Here is a 26,270-nt window from a genome sequence, read left to right as displayed (position 1 = left end):
TTCATCAAAGACTGGTTCGGGAGCCCCTCACGCGCGCTTGTCAAGAGCGCCTGTTCAGACGCGAAGCTTTCAGGATGATACGATGGGTAAGGTAACTGGATTTCTCGAGATCGACCGGCAAGTGGCAAAGTACCAGCCGGCATCCGACCGCATCCGCCATTTCCGTGAATTCACCATTCCAATGTCCGACCAGGAGGTGCAGAAGCAGGCCGCGCGCTGCATGGACTGCGGCATCCCCTATTGCCATGGCCCGACGGGGTGCCCGGTGCACAACCAGATCCCGGACTGGAACGACCTCGTCTACAACGGCAACTGGGACGAGGCGATCCGCAACCTGCATTCGACCAACAACTTCCCGGAATTCACCGGCCGCGTCTGCCCGGCGCCGTGCGAGGAGGCCTGCACGCTGAACCTCGAGGATGTCCCGGTCGCGATCAAGACGGTCGAGCAGGCGATCGCCGACAAGGCCTATGAGATGGGATACATCGTGCCGCAGCCGGCCGTCACCAAGACCGGCAAGAAGGTCGCGATCATCGGCTCGGGTCCGGCCGGCATGGCGGCCGCCCAGCAGCTTGCCCGCGCCGGCCACGAAGTCCATGTCTACGAGCGCGAGTCTAAGGCCGGCGGGTTGCTGCGCTATGGCATTCCGGACTTCAAGATGGAGAAGAACTTCATTGATCGCCGCATCGAGCAGATGCGAGGTGAGGGCGTCAGCTTCCATTGTGGCATCAATGTCGGTGCAGACCTGCCGGTGCAGAAGCTCCTCGACGACTGTGACGCTGTTCTTTATTGCGGCGGTTCCGAGACGCCCCGCGACGCCGGAATTCCGGGCGTGGAATTTGCCGGCGTGCACGATGCGATGCCCTATCTGGTGCAGCAGAACCGCCGCCTCGGCCGCGAAAACGTCGACAGCGTCGGCTGGCCCTCCGAACCGATCCTCGCCGGCGGCAAGCATGTCGTCGTCGTCGGCGGCGGCGATACTGCGTCCGACTGCGTCGGCACGGCGTTCCGCCAGGGTGCTGTCAAGGTGACGCAGCTCGATATTCGCCCGCAGCCGCCGGAGAAGGAAGACAAGCTCGCCGTCTGGCCGTTCTGGGCGACGAAGATGCGGACGTCCTCCAGCCAGGCTGAAGGCGCGGTGCGCGAGTTCCAGGTCGCGACGCTGGAGTTCATCAGCGACGAGGACGGGGTGCTTACCGGCGTCAAGTGCTGTCAGGTGGACGAGCGTCGCAAGCCGATCGCCGGAACCGAGTTCATCATCAAGGCCGATCTCGCCTTCATCGCCATCGGTTTCCGTGGTCCTTTCACCAACAGCGTGCTCAAGGATCTCGGCGACAAGCTGACCCTTAACACCGACCGGCGCGGCTCGACCAATGTCGTGGCCAACGAGCGGGACTACAAGACGTCGGTCGACAAGCTCTGGACCGCCGGCGACGTTCGCCGCGGCCAGTCGCTCGTCGTCTGGGCGATCCGCGAAGGGCGCCAGGCGGCGCGCGCTATCGACGAAACGCTGATGGGGTCGAGCGTCCTGCCGCGGTAGGCGTTCATCCTCTTGGGTTGCCTTCACCCTAACCCTCTCCCCGCGTGCGGGGAGAGGGGACTTTGGGCAGAGCATCGCCGCGAGTCCCTTCGCCCCGCTTGCGGGGAGAAGGTGGCCGGCAGGCCGGATGAGGGGCAAATCTGGGCAGGACTTTCGCGGCGCTCACCGGCCGCTTACCACCGCCTGCTGCTTTGCCAGCCGGAAATCATCGATGCGGCCGGGCGGCGCGGCGACGACCTCGCCTTTTTCGATGAGCAGGTCGCGGGGACTCTTGCCCGTGCTCTTCAACGGCGCATCGCCTCCGAGCAAAGCGGTCGCGCCATCGAGGTCCGGGTCGGTCAGGCTGATCGGCTGCGTCTTGACGATATCCTCGTTGGCAAGCGGAGCCGTGACGACCAGGTCCTTCAGTTCCTCGGCGCCCGGCACGTCGGTCGTGGCGGCGGCCTCGCCGAGCAGTTTGCGGATGTCCTTCTCGACATAGAAGGCGAGTTTGCGCTTGCCGGCCTTGGTCAGGTTGATGCCGTCCGAGCCGCGCAGGCGGACCTGCTGGCCATTGATGTCGGAGCCGGTGAGAACGAATTTGCCGCCCTCGTCGACGAAACCATCCCAGATATCGATGAACTCACCGCCAGCCTTTTCCACCTCTTCGCGGAAGAGGCCGTTGAACGTCACCATGTCGGCGGTCATGGCGCTCGACTGGAACGGCGGCATCCCGACCCAAAGAACGGGTAATCCGTCCTTGCGCGCCAGAGTCGCGAGCGCGTTTACCCGCTTGCGGTATTCCTCCGTCCAGAGATCGGTGCGGAACTGCTCCTTGGTGTCCCCGATCCGCATCATCTGGCGGTCATTGGCGCCGAGGCTGACGACGATGACGGAGGGTTTCAGCTCCGCCGCATAGTCCGGCAGCATCTTCGGCCAGTCGAAATAGTCGTTGCGGACAAGACCTGAGGAGCCGTTGGCGCGCGTTTCAATCACAACCCCCGGCGTTGTTTCGAACGCAGCCTTGAGGCCGTCGCCGAGGCTTCCGGCAACGAAATCGCCGACGACCAGGACCTTTTTCGCATCCGGCGACTTTGCGATGACTGGTGCCGGCGGCGGCGTTTCCGCCGGCCGCGGCTTGGCGCGGCCAGGGCGCGCTCTCTGCGGTTCTGCCGGCTGCTGCCGGCGCTTCAGCACGCGTCGGGGCTGCGGCTGGCGCGGGTAGTAGTCGTATTGTTCCTGGTAATAGCGCCTTTGAGGGATGAAGACCCCGAAGAGTCTCTGCAGAACATTCCTGCGCGGGACCGGCTCCTGCGCTTCGGCCATGGTCGCAAAGAAACCGGCAAAAAGCATTGCCGCCGCACCCATGAGGAGCGATGCGAAACGAAACGGACGCAAGGATCGTCTCTCTCCGGTGTTCCTGACTGAAAACATGATCACATCACCGTCGAACGCAGCAATTCAAAGTACTCCAGCGACCTTTGCGCGTCTGATGAGACTCGCGACGCTGTAGCGTACCCTCACCATACGCCAAATCACGGCGATTTGGGACCGAATGATCGGAAATCGCCGTGATCCAGAATATCTGGTGAAGTTACATTAGTTGCGCAAAGCGCGCAGGAGGTGCTGCGTCGGTTCGCCGTCCGGCGTCAGGCCGTTCTGGGTCTGGAAGGCCTGAATCGCGGCCTTGGAGCCCGAGCCGAAATTGCCGTCGACTTCACCGTTGTAATAGCCGAGCTCCTTCAGGCGGTTCTGCAATTCGAACTTCTCGCTGATATCGAGCGACCCGTCCGGGCGTGGCCAGCGCTGCTGCATGCCCGCGTAGCCGGCGATCTGATCGGCCAGCAGGCCGACGCCAAGCGCATAGGAATCGGAGGCGTTGTAGCGCTTGATGACGAAGAAGTTGCGCGTCATCAGGAAGCCGGGACCGTTGCCGCCGCTCGGCAGCTTGAGTTCGGCGCGCGTGTTCGGGCTGCGAAAACCCTTGCCGTTCGGCCGGAGGAAGCCGAGCGCTGCCCATTGGCCAAGCGTCTTCGTCTGGCCGGAATATTTCGCTGCATTTGCCGGCGGCACGACTTCGTAGCCCCAGGTCTCGCCCGGCTGCCATCCATTCTTCCTCAAGAGGTTGGCGGCTGTGGCCAGTGCATCCGGGACAGAATTCCAGATGTCGCGGTGCCCGTTTCCGTCGGCGTCGACCGCATAAAGCAGGTAGCTCGTCGGAATGAACTGCGTGTGTCCCATGGCGCCCGCCCAGGACCCGGTCAGTTCGCGCGGGGTGATATCGCCGCTCTGGAGGATCTTCAGCGCCGCTATCAACTGGGTCCTGGCATATTTGGAACGCTTCGCATCGGCATAGGCAAGCGTCGCGAGCGCGCGCGGCACATAGTGCAGCCGGTCATCCTTATCGAGGACGGCGCCATAGTTCGTTTCCATCGACCAGATTGCGAGCAGAACGTTCCTGTCGACGCCGAAGTGTCGTTCAAGCGAGTTGAGCGTGCGGGTATGCTTGGCGGCCATTTCCTGGCCGACCCGCTTTGTGTACGGATTGACACGCGAGTCGATATATTCCCAGATCTTGTGCTTGAACTCGGGCTGGTAGCTCGCCTTCTCGAGCACGACCGGATCGGGCGTCTTCACGCCGGCGAAGGCCTTGCGGTAGGTCGCCTGGGTAATGCCGCTCTTTGCGGCGGTCGCGTAGAAATTGTTGATCCAGTTCTGGAAGCCCGTGTCTGCATGTGCAGGTGCTGAGCCAAACGTGGCGGCGGTAACGACGAGGGCGGCGGCGATATGGCTAAAGAACGTCCTGCGGTTTCTGATCATCAGCTATCGGTTCCGTTTCTCAGCGAGCGTTCAGCCGGCGTTCATGCCGGACGGAATACTCCGGGTTTGCAATGTCGCCCGCAGCAGGCCGCGAAAGGGCAGCTTGCGGTTCTTCTTCACTCCGAACAGCGGAAACCGCATCGGATCAGGGGAGAAGCCTACAGAAACGAAGTCAACAAAGTCTTTACCATGAATAAGGCACGTCGTCGTCTTTTGCAAAAAAATAGCGATCGGCGACTAAATCCGATCCAATTTGCCTTTTTCGGGCTAGAGTTGAGAAACACTGCAAGGAGGTGTCTATGACCGACAAGCGTAAAGTCCGCAAAGCCGTGTTCCCCGTCGCGGGCCTCGGCACGCGTTTCCTGCCGGCAACCAAGGCAGTGCCGAAGGAGATGCTGACGGTGGTGGACAAGCCGGTCATCCAATATGTCGTCGACGAGGCGCTGGAAGCGGGCATCGAGCATCTGATCTTTGTGACGGGCCGCAGCAAGGCGGTGATCGAGGACTATTTCGACATTCAGGTCGAACTCGACCAGACGCTCCGCGAACGGAACAAGAAGGCGGAAATCGAGCTTCTCGAGGGGATATTGCCGAAGGCCGGCACCACCAGCTTCACGCGCCAGCAGGCGCCGCTCGGCCTCGGCCATGCGGTCTGGTGCGCGCGCGATCTCGTCGGCAATGAACCCTTCGCGCTGCTTTTGCCCGACATGATCATGAAGGGCGAGAAGGGGTGCCTCAAGGGCATGGTCGAGCTCTATGAGCAAAGCGGCGGCAACGTCATCGCTGTCGAGGAATGTGCGCCCGACCAGGCCCACAAATACGGCATCGTCGGCGTCGGCGACAAAATCGGCGACGGCTTCAAGATCACCAAGATGGTCGAGAAGCCCGCGCCCGGTACTGCGCCGTCCAACTTCTTCATCAACGGCCGCTATATCCTTCAGCCGGAGATCTTCCCGATTCTGGAACGGCAGGAGCGCGGCGCCGGCAACGAGATCCAGCTGACCGACGGCATGGTCAAGCTTTCCGGCGCGCAGCCTTTTGCCGCCTACCACTTCCGCGGCGATACCTATGACTGCGGAGCGAAGGACGGCTTCATCCTCGCGAACGTTGCTTTCGCGCTCGAGCGCGGCGACATTCGTCCCTCCGTCGAAGGGCCGCTGAAGGAATTGCTGCAAAGCCTGAAGTAGTTTCCAACGGATCGAAAAGCCAGGCCGCGCCCGACAGGCGCGGCTGTTTTGTTTTCAGCTTGCGAAGCGTGTTGTGTTCCGCAAGACCGCACCGGCTCTCCTTGTGAGTTTCCTTTGAAGCACTCTCCTGCAATTGCTCCTAGCGCCGCAGTGTCAGTCCGAGGCCGATTCGGGCGGTATCGGTCGACTGGCCGCGGTCCCGGTTCGTCCGTTCGTAACTGACGTCCCCGGTGAGTGCGAGATAGCGGCTCATGTCCCAGGTCAGGCCGGCACCGGTTCGCCAGGTCGCTTCGTCGGAGGATGTGGCGTCCGACGGGAAGTTGCGCAGCGTCAGGCTGTTCGACAGGCGAGCGACCAGCGTCGAGCGCAACTGGCGGGTAACGATGCTGGTCAGCGCATAGTTGATCGAGCCTGCATCGCCTGGCGTCGTCGAAGGATCGAGATAGGTTTCGAGGCCGAGCAGGACGTCGGTGCCTCTCTGCGGAGACCAGTTGACCCGGCCGTCAACCGACAAGCCGCGAAGATCGCCCAGGCGATCATCGTCGAAACGGTAGGTTTCGTATCCGAGTGCGAGTTCGCCGTTGAGCTTTTCGCCCAGATCGACTTCCAACCCGGCACGGCCCGCATAGTTTTGATAGGACCGCTCGAAGCCGAACATGTCCTCGCGCAGATCGTAGTTCGACTTGCCGACCGACGCTTCGAGGAAGGGGATGAGGGCGGGGGACAGCTCGTAGCCGATGCGCGCGTCCAACACACCGATGTTGCGGTTGCGGTCCTCGACGGAAAGCCTGGTGCCGTTGTCGAGCTCGACGTCGCCATAGGTCCGACGCTCGAAATCGACCCCGAGCGATCCGCGTATGAGGCCGTAGTCGCGCTCGACCGCAGCGCCGAGGCGATAGATGTTGACGCCGGATTGGCTTTCGGCATTGGCAATGGCGTTGGGATCGTTGGCGTCTTCCCGTTCGAAGCTGTAGCCGGCCCTCAGCCGTGCGATCGTCTGATCGCTGAGATCGAGGCGCAGTTCGGCATCGACATCCGCGCGCGGTTCTTCTTCCCCCTCGCCGGACGTGTTGTTCTGCAGCACGCCTTCGCCGGTGACGCTCAGCTGGTGGCGGGACCAGTCTGAAGTCAGCGATCCCTTGAGACCCGTCTCGATGAAGCTGCGACTCTCGCTGCGGTCACCCGTCTTCTGCCGCTCGTGGTTGAAGGTTTCGCTGAGGGCAGGCTTCAGGACGAAGGTGCCTATACGGATGCCCGGCGCCTGGCCCTCGTAGGGGTCGATGCGCGTGCGCAGGCCATCGATCGTCTCTTCGCGCCGGTTCAGGCGGTTGAACTCCTCGTCGAGCGCCGGAGGAAGGTCGCTGGCGGCAACGGCGCCGGTCGTTTGCGGGTCCGTGATCGCGGCGGTATTGCCGGTTGCACCGGTCGTGCCCGTTGCGGTGTCGGCAATCGGTGGATTGTCGAGGCTTTGCGCGACTGCGGGCGAGATAACGAATACCGCGCAGCTTGCCAGGAGCCACGCCCGCATCCTCGGACGCAAGGCGCCCGCCGTGATCGAGCGTGAAAATTTGGGCTCCATGCGCCGTGTGTCCGCGAAAACGTGATTGCAATCGTTTCACAACCGTAAAGGCGCGTGGTTAAGCAATCGTTTCCAAAAGGAAAATCCGGCTTGAGGACCGTTTCCGGCGCTTCGCTCAGGCGCGCTCGACAGTGAGGTGGCGACCGCTGCTTGCCACGATACGCACGCGCGTGCCGACGGGCAGATCAGGCCCTTCGACCGCCCAGGTCGTGTCGTCCAGGCGTATGCGCCCTCGGCCCTCGGCGATCGGCTGCTCCAAGACCGCTGTGCGGCCAACGAGGCTTTCGCCACGCTTGTTGAGCAGCGGCTCGTCGCTCGTTCTCGACGAGGAGACGAAGCGCCGACCGATGAGGACCGCGAACACCGAATGCAGCGCGAAGACGAGGACCTGGATCTCCCAGACCCAGAATGCCGTATCCCAGAGGAGGAGGGACAGGCTGCCGGTAGCGAGCGCCGCGAACCCGATCCATACCAGGAAGACGCCCGGCAGCGCCAATTCCGCCGCAAGCAGCACGAGGCCGAGCACCCACCAGCTCCAAGGGCCGAGTTCGAGGACGATGCGTGCGATCATGGCGACGCCCTTCAGGAAGTCGTTTCGGAGGAATTGGCGGCCGGACCCGTGCGCGGCGTCGACTGGCGCGGGCGCGGCGAGCTAGGCGGCTGGCCATCGCCGAAGACTTCCCTGGCGATGGCACCGATGCCGCCGAGCGAGCCGATCAGCGAGGAGGCCTCCATCGGCATCAGAACGATCTTCTGGTTGTTCGCCGTGCCGATAGAAGCGAGCGCCTCGGTGTACTTCTGCGCGACGAAATAGTTGATTGCCTGCACATCGCCGGCGGCGATCGCTTCGGATACCATGCGGGTTGCCTTGGCTTCTGCCTCCGCCAGGCGCTCGCGCGCCTCCGCCTCGCGATAGGCGGCTTCGCGCTGGCCCTCGGCCTCGAGGATCGCCGATTGCTTGGCGCCCTCGGCGCGCAGGATTTGAGCGTTACGGGCGCCTTCCGCCTCCAGCACCTGCGCGCGCTTTTCGCGTTCCGCCTTCATCTGCCGGGCCATCGCCTCGACCAGGTCAGTCGGTGGTGCGATGTCCTTGATCTCGACGCGGGTGATCTTGATGCCCCAGGGATTGGCCGCCTCGTCGACGACGCGGAGCAGCCGGTCGTTGATCGCGTCGCGATTGGAAAGCAGCTCGTCGAGGTCCATCGAGCCCATCACCGAGCGGATATTTGTCATCGTCAGGTTAAGGAGGGCATTCTCGAGATGGGCAACCTGATAGGCGGCCTGGGCGGGGTTCAGCACCTGATAAAAGGCGACTGCATCCGCCGACACGCTGGCATTGTCCTTGGTGATGACCTCCTGGGTCGGCACGTCGAGAACCTGCTCCATCACATTCATCTTCGCTCCGATGCGATCGATGAAGGGAAAGATGACGTTTAGCCCGGGCTCCATGGTCTTCGTGTACCGGCCGAAGCGCTCGACCGTGTATTGATATCCCTGCGGCACAGTCTTGATCCCGGCAAATAGCACCAGGATGACAAGAACGACGAATGCAATGACTGCGATATCCATGCCGCCCACCGACATATCTCCCTCTTCGCAACTCCAACGTTCGGAGTGCCCCCCGCTGCGTGTTTCCTTAAATCGTAGTCGATTTAAGGAAAAAAACATGCAGCAATTCAAAGTGCTACAGCGTCCTTTGCGCGTCTGAAGGACGCGCGGCGCTGTAGGATATGACGTGGCGATTCGCGGGAATATTTCAAGCCGTGTGCAGGGGCGGGCAGCTCAGAGCCAGCCCTCAAGCTCGCGGCGCACGATATGGTTGAGTACTGCCATACCCTCGGCACTGTCGTTCAGGCAGGGAATATGCGCAAATCTCTCACCGCCATTGTGGTGGAAGCTTTCGGCGGCCTGGCCGGCGATTTCTTCCAGCGTCTCCAGACAGTCCGAGACGAAACCGGGATTGACGACCGTAAGACGCTTGACGCCGTTCTTCGCCAACCTCTCGACCGTCTTGTCCGTATATGGCTGCAGCCATTCCTCCGGGCCGAAGCGGGACTGGAAAGTAACCTGCAGCTTTTCCTCCGGCCAGCCAAGCTTTGCGCGCAGCAGTCGCGCGGTCTCCTGGCATTGGAAATAATAGGGATCACCTTGATCGGAATAGCTCTTCGGAATGCCGTGGAAGGAGGCAAGCACGACTTCCGGCTCCCAGTCGAGCGTTGCAAGATGCTTGCTGATCGAGGCCGCGAGCGCATCGATATAGACCGGGTCGCCGGGATAGGCGGGAACCGTGCGCAAGGCCGGCTGCCAGCGCATCTTCAGCAAGGCCTCGAAGGCCTTGTCGTTGACCGTCGCGGTCGTGGCCGCGGCATATTGCGGATAGAGCGGAAACACGAGAACGCGATCGCAACCTTCCTGCTGCAGCGCCTCCATGCGCGCAGCGATGGTGGGCTGGCCATAGCGCATCGCCCAGTCGACGACGACCTCTGGCCGATCGGCAAAGGCCTTCGCCATCAGTTCGGCCTGGTTGCGGGTGTAGGTGCGCAGCCAGCTTTCGTTGCGTTCCTTGTTCCAGATCAGCTCATACGCCTTGCCGACCTTGCCGGGGCGCGTGTTGAGCACGATGCCGTAGAGGATCGGATACCAGTAGAGGCGCGACCATTCGATGACGCGCCTGTCGCTCAGGAACTCCTTGAGGTAGCGACGCATGGAGGCGTAGTCGGTGCCGTCCGGCGTGCCGAGATTGACGAGCAGAACGCCGATCTTCCCGGATCTCCGGACAGCGTGGTCGGTCGTCGGTTCGACAGGTGCGGTCGTCATCTCGGTCCTCATGGGCGCCTTTCCGTTGCCGGCGCCTTCAGTTTCAAACTCTTCTAAAAAGAAAAGCCGGCGCGGGAAAGACCGCGCCGGCCCGAAAGTTGAGACAAATTGTCTTATTTGGCCGGGATCTGCAATTCGCGGCCGATCTCGAGTGCCCGTGGCGCTGGATTGCCATTGGCGGTCGAGATCTTCCTCCACTCGATGCCGTTGCCGTAGAAGGACTCGGCGAGATCCCAGAGCGTGTCGCCCTTGGCAATGACATGCTTCTGCGGTCCGGCAGCTGCGGTTCCGGTTGCAGGCTGCACCGGTGCGGCTGCAGTGCTCTCTGCCGGTTTTGTCTCGGTTGCCGGCGCCGCCGCGCCATCGGCCGTTGCGCCCGCCGCCGCGGCGACTTCCGTTATGCGGCCATCGGTATGGGGTTTGAACGGCTGGTGCGCCGCGAGATAGTCGGCAAGCACGGTCTCGAGTCCCGGGCCATAATCATAGGCGTTCTCGCCCTTGGTCTTGAAGACGGCATAGCCGTCGCCACCGCCGCGCATGAAATTGTTGCTAACGAGCGAATAGGTCTTTTCCGGGTCGAGCGGGGCGAAGGCTTCGCCCTCCTTCGCCTCGACCGAGACGAGCCGGCTGCCGGCCGGCTTGGAGCGGTCGAAGGAATATTTGAGGCCGGCCACCTGCGGGAAGCGCCCGCCGCCCTCTTCGACCTGGCTCAGGCCGTTCTCAAGTGCAGCGCGGATGTCGGCCCCCTTCAACTGGAAGGTCGAGAGCGTGTTCTGGAACGGAAGCACGGTGATGGCTTCGCCCATGGTCACGTCGCCGGCATCGATCGAGGCGCGCAGCCCGCCGCCATTGGTGATGGCGATCGTGACACCCTGGCCCTTGACGCGGTCGAGCATGGCGTCGGCCACCAGCGTGCCCATTTCGCATTCCTTGGCGCGGCAATTTTCGCGCGAGCCGTCGATCGGCGCTTCGGTCTTGGCGATGACCTTGGTGCGCAGTTCTTCGATCGGCTTGGCGAGCTCCTTGATCCGGGCAAGCACGGCTTCGTCGGGTTTGACCGAGGAGTCGATGAGAATCGGATCGCCCTTTGCCGCCTTCACGACGCCGCTGTCATCGAAGGTGACGACGAGGTCGCCGAGATACTTGGTGTAGGAGGCGGCCTGCACCACCGGCACGTTGTAGCCGCCGGGATTGTCGACCATGGTCGGGTAGGGGCCTTCCGCCTTCGCGTCGGTGTTCGACAGAAGGCTATGGGAGTGACCGCCGACGACGACGTCGACGTCCGGGATCTTGGCAATCGCAGCGAGGTCGCGCGGGTAGCCGACATGGGTCAAGGCGATGATCTTGTTGACGCCCTGCTTCTTGAGCTCCTCGACCGCACTCGTAATCGTCGCGACATCTTCACCGATCAGGATGTCCGGTCCGGGAGAGGAAAGTTCGGGCGTGTCGTTGGCGACGGCGCCGACGATGCCGATCTTCTGACCGCCGACATCGAGCACGATCGAAGGCTTGATCCGGTCGCCGATCTTCGACTTGTAGCTCGGCAGCACATTGGCGGTTACGACCGGGAAGGTGACCTTGTCGAGGAAGCTCGCGAGCCCATCTTCGCTTTCGTCGAATTCGTGGTTGCCGACGGTCATGGCATCGAACTTCATCAGGTTCAGGAATTCCGCTTCTGCCGCGCCCTTGTAGGTCGTGAAGAAGAGCGAGCCCTGAAAGTTGTCGCCGGCATTGAGCAGAAGCACGTTCTTGCCCGTCAGCTCCTGGCGTTTCTGGTCGATCAGCGACTTGAGGCGGGCGACGCCGCCAAAGCACTCGTTCTTGCCTTCCTCTTCCGCCGAGCAGGTCGACTCGAACTTGTTGATCGACTCGATGCGGGAGTGGAGATCATTGATGTGCAGGATGTTCAATTCATAATCGGCGAAGGCGGCGCCCGAAGAAAGGGCGAGAATAGACGCGGTCATCAGGCCGGTCCGTATATGTCTGATCATGATCTTCTCCCGTTCTGCCTGTGGATTTCCGATCGATTGCGAAACCGTGCGGAAATGCTCGATCCCCTGACCGAGGTGGCGTGCCGGATGTTTTCACCAGTTGCGGCCGACTTCAAGCGCTAAAGGCGCCCTTTCTTCGCCGGATTCCAACTAGGGTTAAGCCGGCTGCCGAACGACGCGATCGCCGTCTGCCAGGGTCGCGATGCCCAGTGCCGCAGGGCCTAGAGGTGCCGCACTTCGGCGGGTGTCTCTCCCCAATTGTCATTGCGGCCATCGTAGTAGGTAACCGGTGCGGCCAAGAGCTCGTCGATGTCGACACACTCGAGACATGCGACATTGATATTGAGGTACGGACCGCCAGTCATGTTCGGGACACCGATACGCTCAAAGGGGTGCACGCCGCAATGCTGGCAGAAGAGGTGATGGGCGACCCTGTTCTTTCCCTGAAAATCCGTCAGTTCACCCTCGCCTTCGACGAGACGAAAAGCTTCTGGCCTCACCCGAACCGACCACAGGCGCATCTTCGTGCAAATGGAGCAATTGCACTTTCCGGTGCCGGCGCTGATGTCCAGGTCGGCCTCGAAGCGAACCACGCCGCAATGGCAGCTTCCTGTGTAGGTTTTCAGCATCGTCTTCTCGGAACGGAACGAGGGTTCGTCATCAAAGGTAGCAAAAAGCCCGCGCTTGGGCGGGCCTTCGTGATTTTCACAGGATGCGGACAGGGGCGTTTATCGCCTCGCCCATCCGCTTCAGCCGCGGCGCGTAAGCGAGAACTGAGCGCCGGAATCGGTGGTGCAGTTCAGCTGTGTCTGCGTGACGAGCGCGCAGTTGACCTTCGACTGGGTGTTGCGCACCAGTGACGTCATGCTGATTTCGACAAGCGTCGGGCTGACATTCACGTAGTTGCCGGAAGCAAGCAACTGGTTGGTGTCGGTGGTGCGTGTCGAGAACGTCCCGCCCGCGAAGGTGGAAACGATGCCGTTCGGATCGACCCAGGCGCCCTCGACGCCGGCCGCCTGGCTCGGCGGAGGTCCGCCCATTTCCCGTGGCGACGACTGGCATGATGCCAGCGCTGCCGCGGCGGCCAGAAGGGTCGGAATGGCGAAAGGCTTCATGGGCGTTTTCTCCCGCGTCTTGTCTTGGCGGTTTCGTTCTGTGCGCGAAACCATGCCGCGATCATGAGTTGAAAGCAAGACCGTCACTGAAATCCCGGTGATTTTGGATTGTATCGCGCCAGGTCGTAAACGTGATCGATTCTAAGATGTTAGAGCGCGGTACCCTCTTTCGCAGAGGTTGATTTCGCCCTGTCGTGCAACCTTGTCAATCAAATGAAAAGGCCCGGAGCCGTTATGCTCCGGGCCGTATTTTGCAACGTATGTGCAGCGATTCTCAGCGGAAGAGGATGTTCCGGAACTGCCACGGATCCTTGGTATCGAGGTCTTCCGGGAACAGGCCCGGGCGACCCTCAAGCGGCGTCCAGTCGGTGTAGTGGCCTTCGACGGGACCGAGATAGGGGAGCTGCACTTCCAGGCAGCGTTTGTAGTCCATCTCGTCGGCTTCGACGATGCCCGCCTTCGGGTTCTCGAGGGCCCAGACCATGCCGGCGAGAACGGCGCTCGTCACCTGCAGGCCGGTGGCATTCTGATAGGGCGCGATGCGCCGGGTTTCTTCGAGCGACAGGCGCGAACCATACCAGTAGGCGTTCTTGTCATGGCCGTAGAGCAGCACGCCGAGCTCATCGATGCCATCGACGAGTTCGTTCTCGTCGAGAACGTGGTGCACCGGCTGCGCATTGCCGCCATTGCCGAACATCTCGTGCAGCGAGAGCACGGCGTCGTTGTTCGGGTGATAGGCATAGTGGCACGTCGGGCGGTAGGTGACCTCGCCATCCTTGTCACGCACGGTGAAGAAGTCGGCAATCGAGATCGATTCGTTGTGGGTGACGAGGAAGCCGTATTGCGGACCCGGTGTCGGGCACCAGGTGCGCACGCGCGTGTTTGCACCCGGCTGCTCCAGATAGATTGCCGCCTTGCAGCCCTTCTTTTGCTTCTTGGCGTTCTTCGGCATCCAGGTCTCGTGCGTGCCCCAGCCGAGTTCGGCCGGCTGCAGGCCTTCAGAAATGAAGCCTTCGACCGACCAGGTGTTCCAGAAGACGTCGAGCGGTTTGGGATTCTTGCTGCGCTGCGTGTCGCGCTCGGCGATGTGGATGCCCTTGACGCCGGCCTTCTTCATCAGCTTCGCCCAGCCTTCGCGGTCGTCCTGATGCGGTTCCTCGTATTTCAGGCCGAGATCGTCGGCAAGGTGGAGGAGCGCCCTCTTGACGAACCAGGAGACCATGCCCGGGTTGGCGCCGCAGGTCGAAACCGCGGTGGTGCCGCCCGGGTTCTTCTGCTTTTCCTTACGCACCGTCTCCCGCAGCGCATAGTTGGTGCGTGCCGCGTTGTCCATTTCGGGGTTGAAGTAGAAACCGAGCCAGGGCTCCACGACCGTGTCGATGTAGAGAACATCGAGCTTGCGGCAGAGCTTCATGAGATCGAGCGAGGACGTGTCGACGGAGAGGTTGACGCAGAAGCCCTGTCCGCCGCCCTCGGTCAGCAGAGGCTTCAAGAGTTCCTTGTAGTTGTCCTTGGTCACGTAAGCCTTGACGTGACGCACGCCATGGCGCTCGAAAAGCTCCGTGTCCTTGGCGTCTTCGCGCGGTTCGACCACAATCAACCGGTTCTTGTCGTATTTGAAGTGGCGTTCGATCAGCGGCAAGGTGCCGTGGCCAATCGAGCCGAAACCGATCATGACGATCGGGCCGGTGATCTCGCCATGAACCGGATAGGTGGTATCTGCCATTTTGGTCTTCTCCTGGAAAACATCCCTGTGAGGTTGGTTGAAACGCGCGGAAAGCGGGCGTTTGAGTCTCTGGCAATGCCGGCAACGCCGGGCGTTCGAACGCTCCGAGGCGCTGAAGGTTCTGGAGCGTCCTGCCCGCTTTCAGGTGAAATCGCTGAAAGCGGATGCTCTAGAGCATAGTTTCCTGTCACAATAAAGGGCCGCCGCGTCAACCGCCACGTGAGACTTTGCTTAACCGGCAATCGCCAACAACGCTGCGATCAGGGCTTCCCGCTTGCTTACAAGACCCTTGTATGCCGCCTGTGGCAGCGTCAATTCGTTGAGTTGGGCAACGAAGGATCGGGCAAGCGCTGCCGCATCGGGCCGGCGTCTGAGTGCGGCGAGCGGATCGGAGTAGATGCGGATCGTGAAGACGATCGCGCCGGTCTCCGGCAGTTTGCGAAGCGTCTGGCGCTCGATGCGGATGAAGGTGCCGTCTTCGGAAAGCGACACCGCCTCGGCGTCGGCCTGCTCGGATTTCGACTTCGGCAAATGCAGCGCGCCGTCGACGTTGATCGCCCAGTTGAAGCGTTCGACGAAACGTCCGGGCGAAAGATTGTCGAACATCCGGGTGATGAGTTCGGCATTGCGCGTGCCCTGACCGAAGCCGGGAACGGGCGCGTGAATCTCGTGCATCGCCCGGCCAAATTTCTCCGCAAGCGACCAGGAGGATGGAAAGGCGACATAGGCCGCGGCAAGTCGCCAATCGCCCTCCTTGCGCTCCATGATCGCAAGGTCGTCCTGGATCAGCGAACCCGCGGTGACGAGGGCGGAATCGCCGCCAAGGGCCACTCGGCGCTTACCGACGACCATCGCGTCGCCCTCGCGCCGGTAGAGGTCGGGAAATTGGTTGGGCAGGTATCCGGTGAGTATACTCAGGAGCTCGCCTTGCGCGGCCTCCGTTCCGGTCTCGGCAAGGAAAATGCTCTCGCGCATGGAAGCGAGCAGCCGCGCCTTTTCGTCGAGATAGAACTCAAGCGCATCGTCCGGTTCGATCCACCGACCGGGATCGAGCTGCACGAGACCGATCGTGAAGGGTTTCGACGAACCGTCGTAGGGGGTGTGTTTCATGCTGGGGAACCGGAGCTTCGCCACTTAACCATATTTCCCTTCCATTGGCATGGCGGGCATTCGGTCACAAGCGATTCGTGTTATAGCTCTTGCACTTGTATATTCCTGCTGTAATTGCATTTCCCGAATGTGTCTGCTCGGAGGGATTGAGATTGACCGTAACTGGCGACCATCTCCAGACCTTGATGGAACTGCAGGCCCGATCGCCGGTATTGATCGCACTTTACGATCAGCAGGACCGCTTGTGTTTTGCCAATGATGCATTTCGCGCCGCCTACAATCTCGCACCGGACGACTTTCCGACCTGGGCCGATCTGATGCGGCGCAACTATGCCTGCGGCAAGGGCACGGTGGTGAAGACGGACGACATCGAAACCTGGATTGCGGCTACGGTCCATCGGCGCGGCAAGATACCGTTTCGCGCGCTTGAAACCGACCTTCATGATGGCCGCTGGCTGTGGATGACCGAGACGGTCGATGCCAATGGTTGCATGCTCTGCATCGCCGTCGACATCACCTCGATTCGCGCCGAGGAACGCGAGCTGCGGCAGGACCGCGATTTGGCGGTACGGGCGTCGCAGGTGGACGAGCTCACCAGCGTGCCGAACCGGCGCTATACGATGGACAGACTTACCGACTTCATCACGAACTGCACCGGCAATCCGGACATGTGGGGTTGCGTGGCGATCATCGATATCGATTACTTCAAGGCGATCAACGACCGCTATGGCCACCAGCGCGGCGACGAAGTTCTGCTCGATTTCGCCCGGCAGATGCAGGCGATCGTCCGCCGTTCAGACTGCTTCGGCCGAATCGGCGGCGAGGAGTTCATGCTGATCCTGCCCGACACGACGGTCAGCGAGAGTCATCTCATCCTCGATCGGGTGCTGGACAAGGTGCGCAGCGCCCGCCCGCTTTCGAACATCCCGGAGTTCTACTACACCTGCTCGGTGGGGCTTGCGGAATATCGCGACGGGGACAGCGTCAACGATATCTATGCCCGCGCGGACGAGGCGCTCTATCTTGCCAAGAGGGAAGGGCGCGACCGCGTGAAACGCTATACGCTCGCAGGCTCAGACCCCGAGTTTTGCCCGGATCAGACCTCGTAGCGAATTGCCGAGATAGAGGCGCCCGCTTTCAAGATCGGCCGGCGAGAGCCGCGAAACACGCGCGCGTCGCTGGCAGATGAGGTCGGTGCGCAGCACGCCGGCAAGCAGGCCGCAACTGATCGGCGGCGTTTTGAGCATGCCGCTTCCGTCATCGACGAAGACGGAGGTTATCGTGCCTTCGCAAACCTCGCCCTTTTCATTGAGCAGGATGACCTCGTCGGCCTCCTCCGGCGTGAACTCGCCGCGCGCAGCCTCGAAGATTTCGCGCCGTGTCGTCTTTACGCGAAGCAGCCGGTTGCTTGAATCGAGTCGTGCGGCAGCGATCCGCGCGCGCCAGACGGTATCATCGGGGAGGGCGGTAAAGGGAGCGGTGGTCACGGCGATGGCGCCGTTGCGGTCAAGGGTCAGGCGGACCCGCAGCGGGCCTGCGGCGCCGCGAACGGCATCCTTCAGCTGCGCTTCTGCAGCCTCTGCGCTGGCAAAGCCCAACCGCCTTGCCGAGCGCGTCAATCGCGCGAGATGCAGCCGCAGCCGGACGAAGCCGGTCTTCGGCTCGAAGCGTAACGTCTCGATCAGAGAAAAATCCGTCATCGCGCGATCTCGGCGTCGCCCACGGCGAAGCGCGCCTTCAGCAGGCATTCGTCATATTCGGCCTCGGCCTTCGAATCGAACACGATTCCGCCGCCGACGTTGAAGATCGCCCGGCCGTCCGGAAACAGAGAAATTGTGCGGATCGCCACGTTGAATCGCATGACCCCGCCCGGGGCGATGAAGCCGATGGCGCCGCAATAGGCGTCGCGCGGCCCGCTTTCCAGGTCATGAAGGATTTCCATCGCCCGGATTTTTGGCGCGCCGGTGATGGAACCGCAGGGAAAGAGAGCCGCAAAGATATCGGCGATGCCGGTGTCGGGCCGAAGCCTGGCCCTGACGTGGCTCACCATCTGATGAACGGTTGGATAGGTTTCGACGTCGAAAAGCTTTGGAACGTCTAGCGTTCCGACCGCGGTGACACGGGAAATGTCGTTGCGCAAGAGGTCGACGATCATCCGGTTTTCGGCCTGGGTCTTTTCGTCTGCCCGCATCGCGGCGATGATCGCCGCGTCCTCCTCGCCCGTCTTGCCACGCGGCGCCGTGCCCTTCATCGGATGCGTTTCGATCCAGCCGTCGGCGTCGACGCGGAAGAACAGTTCCGGTGAGCGCGAAAGGAGAATCGGGCCGTCGAGCGCCACAAGCGCCCCGTATTTCACGGGCTGGCGCTCGATCAGCGACCAGAAGGCCGCGCGCGGGTCGCCCGACCAGCATGCATGGATCGGCATCGTCAGGTTCGCCTGGTAGCAGTCCCCCTGGCGCAGGTGCTGATGCAGGCGTTCGAACCGGGCGCGGTAGGCGGGAAAATCCCAACCGGCGCGAGGTTCTGAGAGGAAGGGCTCGTTTTCCATCCGTCGTTGCGGTTCGCCAAGAGGATGACCTTCCGCGGGCGCATCGAAGACGCCGAAGGACATAAGCGGCGTTTCGCGGTTCTCCTCGGCGAAGGGCTCAAGCTTTTCTTCGAAGAGGTGGCCTGCCTCATAGGCCATATAGCCGGCGAGCCACTTTCCGGCGCGATGAGCGCTTTCGAGTTCCGCAAGGCCGTGCCGGAACTCGCCTCGGGTCCGCGCCGTGATCACGCGCGAAGGTTCGGCGAAAACCGTCGTCCGGTTTTCGCTGTCGTCCCGGAAAAGGACATAGGGCGCATTCTCGATCATCGAAGCTGGTCGTCGTCCGTTCAACATCGGGCCGCTGGGGCATGTCGCTATTCAAAGTGCTACAGCGGCCTTTGTGCGTCTGAAAGACGCACGGCGCTGTAGCGGCTTAGGCCGCCTTATCAAGCGCCTCCAGTTCGTCGATCAGCCCCTCAATCATCGACAGTCCCTGCGCCCAGAACGACGGATCGGTCGCATCGAGGCCGAAGGGCGCCAGCAGTTCCGAATGATGCTTGGTCCCACCGGCCTTCAAGAGTTCGAAATATTTCTCCTGGAAGCCCTTCTCGGCCTTTTGATAGACGGCGTAGAGCGAGTTCACGAGGCAATCGCCGAAGGCGTAGGCATAGACGTAGAAGGGCGAGTGGATGAAGTGGGGGATATAGGCCCAATAGGTCTCGTAGCCTTCGGAGATCCGGATCGCGGGACCGAGGCTTTCCGTCTGAACCGAAAGCCACATTTCGCCAAGGTCGTCGGCGGTGAGCTCGCCGTCCTTGCGGGCGGTGTGGACCTTGCGCTCGAATTCATAGAAGGCAATCTGGCGCACGACCGTATTGATCATGTCCTCCACCTTCTGTGCGAGCATCGCCTTGCGCTCGCGCTTGTCCTTGGTCTGGTCGAGGAGCGCGCGGAACGTCAGCATCTCGCCGAAGACGGAGGCGGTTTCGGCAAGCGTCAGCGGCGTCGAAGCCATCAGCGCGCCCTGGGCGCCGGCGAGCACCTGATGCACGCCGTGGCCGAGCTCGTGGGCAAGCGTCATCACGTCCCGCGGCTTGCCCATGTAATTGACGAGCACGTAGGGATGGACGGAGGGAACCGTCGGATGGGCGAAGGCGCCGGGCGCCTTGCCGGGGCGGACGGGTGCATCGATCCAGCGGTCATCGAAGAAACGGCGGGCGATCGTCGCCATTTCCGGAGCGAAGGCGTGATAGGCGGAGAGCACCGTGTCCTTCGCTTGGTTCCATGGAATGACGGCGTTAGGCGTTTCGGGGAGCGGGGCGTTACGGTCCCAAAAATCCATCTGCTCCATGCCGAGCCATTTCGCTTTCATGGCGTAGTAGCGGTGCGAGAGGCGCGGATAGGCCGCCTTCACCGCAGCGGCCAGCGCGTCCACGACCTCCCGTTCGACGCGATTGGCGAGATGGCGGCTGTCGGCGATGTCCGCGAAGCCGCGCCAGCGGTCGGAGATTTCCTTGTCCTTGGCAAGCGTATTGGTAACCAGCGTGAAGGTGCGGATATTCGCCTTGAAGGTTTCGGCGAGCGCCATGGCCGCCTTCTTGCGGGTGTCCGGCGAGGGATGCTGCAGAAGGTTCAACGCAACCTCGAGCGGCAACGCCTCGCCGTCGACATTGAAGGTGAGCGCCGCGACGGTTTCGTCGAACAGGCGGTTGAAGGCGCTCGCGCCGGTCATCGATTTTTCGAGGAAAAGCTGCTCCAGCTTGTCCTCGAGCTGATAGGGCTTGTCCTTGCGCAGGTCGAGGATCCACGGCTTGTAGTGTGCCGCAAGGCTGTCCGTTGTCAGAGCGGCGTCAATGACGGCGTCCTCGATGCGGTTGAGTTCCAGCGAGAAGAACAGGAGATGCGCCGACATGTCGGTGAGCTTCGACTGGACGTCGCCGTAGAGCTTGCCGTTGGCCGGCTTGGACGTGTCGGAGAAATAGGTGAGCCCGGCAAAGGAGGCGATCCTCCCCATCAGATCCTCGAGCGCCTCGAACTCCTTTACCGCCGCACCAATACCCTCGTCGCCGGTCTTGCCGGCGGCCGCCGTCAGCTTGCCCTTCCATTTGTTCTCGAAGGCGATCGCGTCGGCCTCCGCCTTGGCCATGTCGGAGCGGAATGCCTCCGACGTGGAGGACGCGTAAAGATCTTCAAGCCGCCAGGACGGCAGATCGCCAAGGTCGGCGGCGGCACCATGCGCCTGTCCGGCCGTCGCACGAAGCGCGGAGTGAGTGGCGGAAGCGGCAAGGATTCGAGCGGATAGCGGCATCTTCGGATTTCTCGCATTGGTGGCTGGGGTAACAAGCCATATGGGGCCCATTGCTATCGCCGCCAATGGATAAAATGCAAGCTTTTCTCAAAACATGATGTTCAGCCCTTTATGGCACGAATAGCTGGCATGATTTGGCACATGAGGTTGGCCAAAGAGTACTGCGTGTCCAGAGCAGGAGGCTTTCGTGACATCACATATTCTCGTCATCGATGACGATCCGGTTCAGCGCCGGTTGCTGACGAACATGATCGAACGGCTGGGTCACGTCGCGCATCTCGCCGACAACGGGCGCAGCGGACTCGAATTGCTGGTGCGCAAGGGCGGTATCATCGACGTCATCCTGCTCGACCTCCTGATGCCCGAGATGAACGGCCACGGTTTTCTTGAGGCGCTTGCCGAACGCGGCGTTGATACGCCCGTGATCGTGCAGACCGGACAGGGTGGCATCGAAACGGTTGTCCACGCGATGCAGGCCGGGGCTTTCGACTTCCTGGTCAAGCCGGTATCGCCGGAGCGGCTCGCGGTCGCGATCGGCAACGCGCTGAAAATGGCGCATCGCGACGGCAAGGTGAAGACGTCGCGTCGGTCGCGCGGGGGTGCGGTTGGTTTCGACGACATCGTGTCGGCGAGCCCGGCGATGATCCGGGTTATCGACCTCGCCCGCCGTGCCGCGCAGTCCAATATCCCGATCGTGCTTGAAGGCGAATCCGGCGTCGGCAAGGAGATGGTGGCGCGCGCGATCCAATCGGCGAGCGACCGGGCCGGCAAACCATTCGTCACCGTCAATTGCGGCGCGATCCCACACAATCTGGTCGAAAGCATCCTGTTCGGTCATGAAAAGGGCGCCTTCACCGGCGCAACCGAAAAGCACACCGGCAAGTTCGTCGATGCGGATGGCGGAACGCTCTTCCTCGATGAGATCGGCGATCTGCCGCTTGACGTTCAGGTCAAGCTCTTGCGCGCCGTTCAGCAGGGCGAAATAGAGACTGTCGGCGCGCGCCATCCGCAAAAGGTCAATGTCCGACTGATCTCGGCCACCAACAAGGACCTCATCAACGAGGTGCGTGAAGGACGGTTCCGGGAAGATCTTTATTATCGCCTCAATGTCTTCCCGATCACCATTCCGGCGCTGCGCCGGCGCAAGGAAGATATCCCGGTGCTGGTGCGCGCCTTCGTGGAGCGCTTTGCCGCCGAGCAGAGGCTCAATCAGCCGCTGACGGTCTCGAGCGGCGCGATGGCGCTGCTGACGGCCTACGATTGGCCGGGCAACATCCGCCAACTCGAGAACGCGATTTTCCGCGCCGTGGTGCTTGCGGAGGGCAACGAACTCACGGTCAAGGATTTTCCGCAGATCGCGACCCAGATACCCGGCTACGTCGTCGCCGATCGCTCCGGCTTCTCGTGGGGCGAGGCCGGGCCCGAGCGCGTCCCGGCGGCCGGCGGTTATGCGTCGAGCGCTCATGCTGATTTGAAGGTCGCGGAGCAACCGGTGTCCCGGGAGCAGATGCCAGACAACCGTCTGGAGAACGCCATCGCCAGCGTCGATGAGGGTGGCGATGTCCGCAAGCTGGCCGAGGTCGAGGAGGAACTGATTCGCTTTGCCTTGAAGTTCTACCGCGGACAGATGAGTCAAGTGGCGCGAAAACTCGGCATCGGCCGCTCGACACTCTATCGAAAGCTCAAGGATTACGGCATCGACCCCGACGATCCGCTGCGTGAGGCCGCATAAATTCGACGCATTCACGCCTCATTAGCCGTGCAATTGGGGCACCGCCGTTTAGACCTTGTTAGTGAACTGTTCACTATATTATAAGGGGCGGTGACTACTGTGGCATAATTGCCATGCTGTCACCTTATTTGACAGTCATCTGAGACAACAAAGCACGGTTGTCCGTCGGACGGGGATTGAATGCCAAATTTGTTCGGTTTGAAGAAGCCAGCCGGCTTCTTGGCGCGCAGAGTCTGTTCGGCGATTGCCCGCAAGGCGCCGCAGGTTCTTGCCTCCATCGCTTTGGCGGCGTCCCTCGTCACGCCTGGCATGGCGCCTCCGGTCGAGGCGGCCGGTCAGACCCGGACTTTGAAGCTTTATTTCATCCATACCAAGGAAAAGGCGCAGATCACCTTTAAGCGCAACGGCCGCTACGATTCGAAGGGATTGCAGCAGATCAACCGTTTTCTGCGCGACTGGCGGCGCAACGAGCCGACGAGGATGGACCCGCGGCTTCTTGATCTCGTCTGGGAGGTCTACCAGAAGAGCGGTTCGCGCGACTATATTCACGTCGTTTCCGCCTATCGCTCTCCCTCCACGAACAGCATGCTGCGGTCCCGCTCCAAAGGCGTCGCCAAGAAGAGCCAGCATATGCTCGGCAAGGCGATGGATTTCTACCTGCCTGACGTGAGGCTCAAGTCGCTCCGCGAAATCGGCATGAAATTCCAGGTGGGTGGTGTCGGCTATTATCCGACCTCCGGCTCTCCCTTCGTCCACATGGACGTCGGCGGCGTGCGCGCGTGGCCGCGCATGACCCGCAACGAGCTCGCACGTCTCTTCCCTGACGGCAAGACCATGCACGTACCGTCTGACGGCAAGCCGTTGCCGGGCTATCAGCAGGCTGTTGCCGATTACAAGCGGCGTGTCGGCGCGTCGGCGATCGAGGTTGCCGGCGGCGGTGCCAAGGGACCGGGTGACGTTGCCCGCGGCAAGCGCAGCGGGAATCTCTTCGCCATGCTCTTCGGCGGTGGCGGCGACGAAGATGAAGAACCAGAGGCAATCGCCGCCGGCGCGGCGGACGACGGCGAAAGCGAGGCTCCGGCCAAGGCTCAGACGGCAGGGCAGGAGGCGCTTCCGGGCGTCGCAGGTTCGGTCGCCGGCCAGACCGCGGAAGAACAGCAGGACATCAATGCACCGGTTCCGGCCGCCCGGCCGGCCTTCAAAGATGCGCCGGCAAATGGCGGGGTAGCGGTTGCGCTTGTCGCGCCCGCGCAAAACAACGCCCAGGAGGCGCTGGCTGCGGCCATGCAGCAGACGCCGGCGGTGCCATCGGAATATGCGGATCTCAGCACGCTGAAGGTGCCGGTTCCGCAGATGCTTGACCGTCGCGATATGAATGCGCTGATAGCCAACGGAACGCTTGTGGCGTCCGCCGACGCCGCAGCCGAAGATGCTGAGGCGCTCGGTTTCGTGCCGGTGCCGGGGATGCGTCCGGCCGGGGAAGCCGCGCTTGCGGCCGTTGCCGAAGCTGAGGTTGGTGTCCCGGCTTTCGCGGATCGTACGGTCGTAGCGTCCGCCGGGGCGCCGCGTGACACCGCTGCCCAGGCGGCGACGCGCGTCGCACTTGCTGCGCCGACGACAGAACCCGAACCAACCGCACAGCCGATCGAAATGGCGGCCTATGCGCCTCGCTCGGATGCGAGCTCGAAGGAAACGATCTTCGATAGCGCCTTTGACACCGAAGCCGAAGTGTCGGCAAAGGGCGGCCGGCCGAAGAGGCAGGACGCCGAGGCGGCCAGCCGCTCGTCTGTCCGCACCGAGCCGAAGCTGACGCAGAAGATCATTTCGGAATGGGCTCTCTCGACCGGTCGCGTCGCCACCCTCTCGAAGCCGGTCAAGGCGCCGCGCTTCGTCAGCAAGACCCTTCGCGCAGCGCCAACAACGGTCTATGCCGCTGGCTTCACGAGTGGCGTGCGCGTCGTCGATACGGCACGCTTCAGCGGCAACGCAGTGAACTTCATGGAAGTGAAGAAGTTCAGCACCAACTGATCGCCGCCATTCTCGAGAAAACAGAAAAGCCCGCCGTCGGCGGGCTTTTTGTTGAGATCGGTCAGAAGAGCTTATGCTGCGTCCTCGGCTGCCGGAACCATGCCCAGCGCCTGCAGGTAGGTGTCGAGGATTGCTTCCTGTTCCATGCGCTCGTCATGGTCCTGCTTGCGGATGGAAATAACCTTGCGCAGGATCTTGGTGTCGAAGCCCATTGCCTTGGCCTCGCCATAGACGTCCTTGATGTCGTCCGCGATCGTCTTTTTTTCCTCTTCCAGCCGTTCGATCCGTTCGATGAAAGCACGAAGCTGGTCGCGTGCGACGCCGTGAGCATCCGACATGATCTTCTCCTTTTATGGGGAATGAATTTTCTGGGTGCTGTGACCTGCCGCGAACCGCCGCCGAGGTCAAGGGCGATTGCGCAACAACGGCGCTATTTCCCGGGACACGATCCTGGAAAACTGTGACGCGGCTTTCCGCCGCCCTCGCGTCTCCCGCACGAGTGGTATCGCGAGGAATGCTATTCTTTCGGACGGTTGCGCTCGAAGGCGGCCTTCTGGTCGGCGGATGCGTCCGTCTGATGCCGCGCACGCCATTCCTCATACGGCATGCCGTAGATGATCTCGCGCGATTCGTCCTTGCTCATCTCCATGCCGGAGGCCTCGGCTGCCTCGCGATACCAGTTGGAGAGGCAATTGCGGCAGAAGCCGGCAAGGTTCATCAGGTCGATATTCTGGACGTCGCTGCGCTCGCGCAGATGCGCCACGAGCCGCCGGAAGGCTGCGGCCTCGAAGGCGATCTGCTGATCCTGGCTGAGTTCGGTCATGATGGTCTCCTCCTGCGGCGGTGCGTGTCCGATCGGACGCGCAAAGGACGCCGTAGCACTTTGAATTGCTGCATGTTTTATCCTCAAATCGGTGCGATTTAAGGAAACATGAAGAGTTAGTCGTCGTAGGCACCGGTGCGCGAGGGGTGGCGCCGATAGTCGTGCAGCGTCGGCAAGCCGTTTAGGTCCGCCAGGATGGGGGCGAGGCGCCGGGCCCAGGCGGCGACGCCGGCCGCGTCGGCGATCAGGTCCTGGCGGATCTCGATCAGCGCATGGGCAATGCCAGGCGTCATGCAATGCCGGTACATGGTATCGCCGCGCAGCGCCCCATCATAGGGCTCGTTGTTGCCGACGACGATATCGCCCGCTGCTTCGAGCCGTTCGATCAACGGAAACACAGCGCGCGGATCGTTGTCCCAGAGCACTGCGGCGTGCCACGGTCGCAGGACACCCTTCCAGGCCGGCGTGAAGGAATGGAGCGAGATGACCAGCGGCGCCTTGCCGCCTGCCGAGGCAGCCCGCGCGATGGTTTGGGAAACGGCCTGGTGGTACGGACGATGGAAGCGGTTGAGCCTGTTCTCCCATTCCTCGTCGGTGATCGGATGATTGCCGGGGATGATCGCGCCGTCGGAGATCTTCATGATCAGCGTCGGATCGTCCTCGCCGCGGTTCGGATCGATCAGCAGCCGCGAAAAGCAGCCGAGCACGGCCGGCGCGTCGAGCGCTGCGGCCAATTCCCGTGTGAGCGCTTCGACGCCGATGTCATAGGCAATGTGCCGGCTGAAGGCGCTGTCGGGAAGACCAAGCTTTCCATATTCCGGCGGAAGACGATTCATGGCGTGGTCGGCTAGAAGAACGAGACCATTCGCCGGATTGCCTTCAATGATCTCGTAAGGGGAATAGTCCTGCATGCCGCTCCTGCTCGATCTGCGAACGCGAGTTCCTGATCGCATGCACAACGGCCGTTCGCAAGAAAAAGGCGAAACTC

23 protein-coding genes are annotated in these 26,270 nt (G+C 62.0%); 5 read left to right on the top strand and 18 right to left on the bottom strand.

The window, feature by feature from the left end; translation table 11 throughout:
• The first annotated feature begins 82 nt into the window (after positions 1–82).
• On the top strand, positions 83–1,540 hold the full coding sequence (locus QN222_RS12455; protein ID WP_283962577.1) for a glutamate synthase subunit beta: 1,458 nt from the start codon (positions 83–85) through the stop codon (positions 1,538–1,540).
• Positions 1,541–1,702: 162 nt separating this feature from the next.
• On the opposite strand, the gene QN222_RS12450 is transcribed toward QN222_RS12455, so the two are convergent.
• The 3 genes from QN222_RS12450 to QN222_RS12440 all read right to left on the bottom strand — a co-directional run bounded on the left by QN222_RS12450 (position 1,703) and on the right by QN222_RS12440 (position 4,558).
• A complete protein-coding gene (locus tag QN222_RS12450) occupies positions 1,703–2,959 on the bottom strand; it encodes a DUF459 domain-containing protein (RefSeq protein ID WP_283962578.1) in 1,257 nt (418 codons plus the stop codon).
• A gap of 159 nt (positions 2,960–3,118) precedes the next feature.
• On the bottom strand, positions 3,119–4,339 hold the full coding sequence (locus QN222_RS12445; protein WP_283962579.1) for a lytic murein transglycosylase: 1,221 nt from the start codon (positions 4,337–4,339) through the stop codon (positions 3,119–3,121).
• 30 nt (positions 4,340–4,369) lie between these two features.
• Positions 4,370–4,558: a hypothetical protein gene (locus tag QN222_RS12440; protein ID WP_283962580.1), complete on the bottom strand. Its 189-nt coding sequence runs from the start codon at positions 4,556–4,558 to the stop codon at positions 4,370–4,372.
• Positions 4,559–4,638: 80 nt separating this feature from the next.
• Between QN222_RS12440 and galU the strand changes: the two genes are divergently transcribed.
• The gene (gene galU, locus QN222_RS12435) at positions 4,639–5,526 is read left to right on the top strand and encodes a UTP--glucose-1-phosphate uridylyltransferase GalU (protein ID WP_283962581.1); all 888 of its coding nucleotides are present in this window, start codon (positions 4,639–4,641) and stop codon (positions 5,524–5,526) included.
• 139 nt (positions 5,527–5,665) lie between these two features.
• Here galU and QN222_RS12430 read toward each other — a convergent pair whose 3' ends face one another.
• From QN222_RS12430 to QN222_RS12390, 9 genes are all read right to left on the bottom strand, one after another.
• On the bottom strand, positions 5,666–7,105 hold the full coding sequence (locus QN222_RS12430; RefSeq protein ID WP_283962582.1) for an outer membrane beta-barrel protein: 1,440 nt from the start codon (positions 7,103–7,105) through the stop codon (positions 5,666–5,668).
• A 115-nt stretch (positions 7,106–7,220) separates the two neighbouring features.
• Complete coding sequence (locus QN222_RS12425; RefSeq protein WP_283962583.1) at positions 7,221–7,676, bottom strand: NfeD family protein; 456 nt, start codon at positions 7,674–7,676, stop codon at positions 7,221–7,223.
• A gap of 11 nt (positions 7,677–7,687) precedes the next feature.
• A complete protein-coding gene (locus tag QN222_RS12420) occupies positions 7,688–8,683 on the bottom strand; it encodes an SPFH domain-containing protein (RefSeq protein WP_283962584.1) in 996 nt (331 codons plus the stop codon).
• 204 nt (positions 8,684–8,887) lie between these two features.
• Entirely contained in the window at positions 8,888–9,922 is a 1,035-nt protein-coding gene (gene hemH, locus QN222_RS12415; RefSeq protein WP_283962585.1) for a ferrochelatase, read from the bottom strand.
• A 113-nt stretch (positions 9,923–10,035) separates the two neighbouring features.
• Entirely contained in the window at positions 10,036–11,913 is a 1,878-nt protein-coding gene (locus QN222_RS12410; RefSeq protein ID WP_284005454.1) for a 5'-nucleotidase C-terminal domain-containing protein, read from the bottom strand.
• 221 nt (positions 11,914–12,134) lie between these two features.
• On the bottom strand, positions 12,135–12,542 hold the full coding sequence (locus tag QN222_RS12405) for a GFA family protein (RefSeq protein WP_283965682.1): 408 nt from the start codon (positions 12,540–12,542) through the stop codon (positions 12,135–12,137).
• A 120-nt stretch (positions 12,543–12,662) separates the two neighbouring features.
• Positions 12,663–13,028, bottom strand: a complete 366-nt coding sequence (omp10, locus tag QN222_RS12400; protein WP_180939055.1) for an outer membrane lipoprotein Omp10 — start codon at positions 13,026–13,028, stop codon at positions 12,663–12,665.
• A 274-nt stretch (positions 13,029–13,302) separates the two neighbouring features.
• Positions 13,303–14,754: a homospermidine synthase gene (locus tag QN222_RS12395; RefSeq protein ID WP_283965681.1), complete on the bottom strand. Its 1,452-nt coding sequence runs from the start codon at positions 14,752–14,754 to the stop codon at positions 13,303–13,305.
• 231 nt (positions 14,755–14,985) lie between these two features.
• Positions 14,986–15,864 carry a DUF3445 domain-containing protein gene (locus QN222_RS12390; RefSeq protein ID WP_283965680.1) on the bottom strand — a complete coding sequence of 293 codons (879 nt, stop codon included), beginning with the start codon at positions 15,862–15,864 and terminating at the stop codon, positions 14,986–14,988.
• A 185-nt stretch (positions 15,865–16,049) separates the two neighbouring features.
• Between QN222_RS12390 and QN222_RS12385 the strand changes: the two genes are divergently transcribed.
• Positions 16,050–16,973, top strand: a complete 924-nt coding sequence (locus QN222_RS12385; RefSeq protein WP_283965684.1) for a diguanylate cyclase — start codon at positions 16,050–16,052, stop codon at positions 16,971–16,973.
• On the opposite strand, the gene QN222_RS12380 is transcribed toward QN222_RS12385, so the two are convergent.
• The 3 genes from QN222_RS12380 to QN222_RS12370 all read right to left on the bottom strand — a co-directional run bounded on the left by QN222_RS12380 (position 16,938) and on the right by QN222_RS12370 (position 20,699).
• Complete coding sequence (locus QN222_RS12380) at positions 16,938–17,564, bottom strand: aminotransferase class IV family protein (protein ID WP_283965679.1); 627 nt, start codon at positions 17,562–17,564, stop codon at positions 16,938–16,940. The two genes, QN222_RS12385 and QN222_RS12380, sit on opposite strands and share 36 nt — an antisense overlap.
• Complete coding sequence (locus QN222_RS12375) at positions 17,561–18,718, bottom strand: aminodeoxychorismate synthase component I (protein WP_283965678.1); 1,158 nt, start codon at positions 18,716–18,718, stop codon at positions 17,561–17,563. The genes QN222_RS12380 and QN222_RS12375 overlap by 4 nt, the downstream gene beginning before the upstream one ends.
• Before the next feature lie 106 nt (positions 18,719–18,824).
• Positions 18,825–20,699, bottom strand: a complete 1,875-nt coding sequence (locus tag QN222_RS12370) for a M3 family oligoendopeptidase (protein ID WP_284005465.1) — start codon at positions 20,697–20,699, stop codon at positions 18,825–18,827.
• 187 nt (positions 20,700–20,886) lie between these two features.
• On the opposite strand from QN222_RS12370, the gene QN222_RS12365 reads away from it, so the two are divergent.
• Both QN222_RS12365 and QN222_RS12360 read left to right on the top strand, forming a co-directional pair.
• Complete coding sequence (locus tag QN222_RS12365; RefSeq protein WP_283961358.1) at positions 20,887–22,431, top strand: sigma-54 dependent transcriptional regulator; 1,545 nt, start codon at positions 20,887–20,889, stop codon at positions 22,429–22,431.
• A gap of 180 nt (positions 22,432–22,611) precedes the next feature.
• Complete coding sequence (locus QN222_RS12360; protein WP_283961357.1) at positions 22,612–24,459, top strand: DUF882 domain-containing protein; 1,848 nt, start codon at positions 22,612–22,614, stop codon at positions 24,457–24,459.
• Between the two features lie 71 nt (positions 24,460–24,530).
• Here the strand turns inward: QN222_RS12360 and QN222_RS12355 are convergent, their stop codons facing one another.
• The 3 genes from QN222_RS12355 to QN222_RS12345 all read right to left on the bottom strand — a co-directional run bounded on the left by QN222_RS12355 (position 24,531) and on the right by QN222_RS12345 (position 26,193).
• Complete coding sequence (locus QN222_RS12355) at positions 24,531–24,797, bottom strand: DUF2312 domain-containing protein (protein WP_136508132.1); 267 nt, start codon at positions 24,795–24,797, stop codon at positions 24,531–24,533.
• 179 nt (positions 24,798–24,976) lie between these two features.
• Positions 24,977–25,282 carry a DUF1244 domain-containing protein gene (locus tag QN222_RS12350; RefSeq protein WP_283961356.1) on the bottom strand — a complete coding sequence of 102 codons (306 nt, stop codon included), beginning with the start codon at positions 25,280–25,282 and terminating at the stop codon, positions 24,977–24,979.
• 116 nt (positions 25,283–25,398) lie between these two features.
• Positions 25,399–26,193: an N-formylglutamate amidohydrolase gene (locus tag QN222_RS12345; protein ID WP_283961355.1), complete on the bottom strand. Its 795-nt coding sequence runs from the start codon at positions 26,191–26,193 to the stop codon at positions 25,399–25,401.
• Between the last annotated feature and the right edge of the window lie 77 nt (positions 26,194–26,270).

Source organism: Sinorhizobium sp. 6-70 (genome assembly GCF_030124375.1).
Classification (GTDB): Bacteria; Pseudomonadota; Alphaproteobacteria; order Rhizobiales; family Rhizobiaceae; genus Sinorhizobium.
The sequence above is the reverse complement of the archived record's forward strand: the minus strand, read 5'-3'. Positions and strand labels throughout refer to the sequence as shown.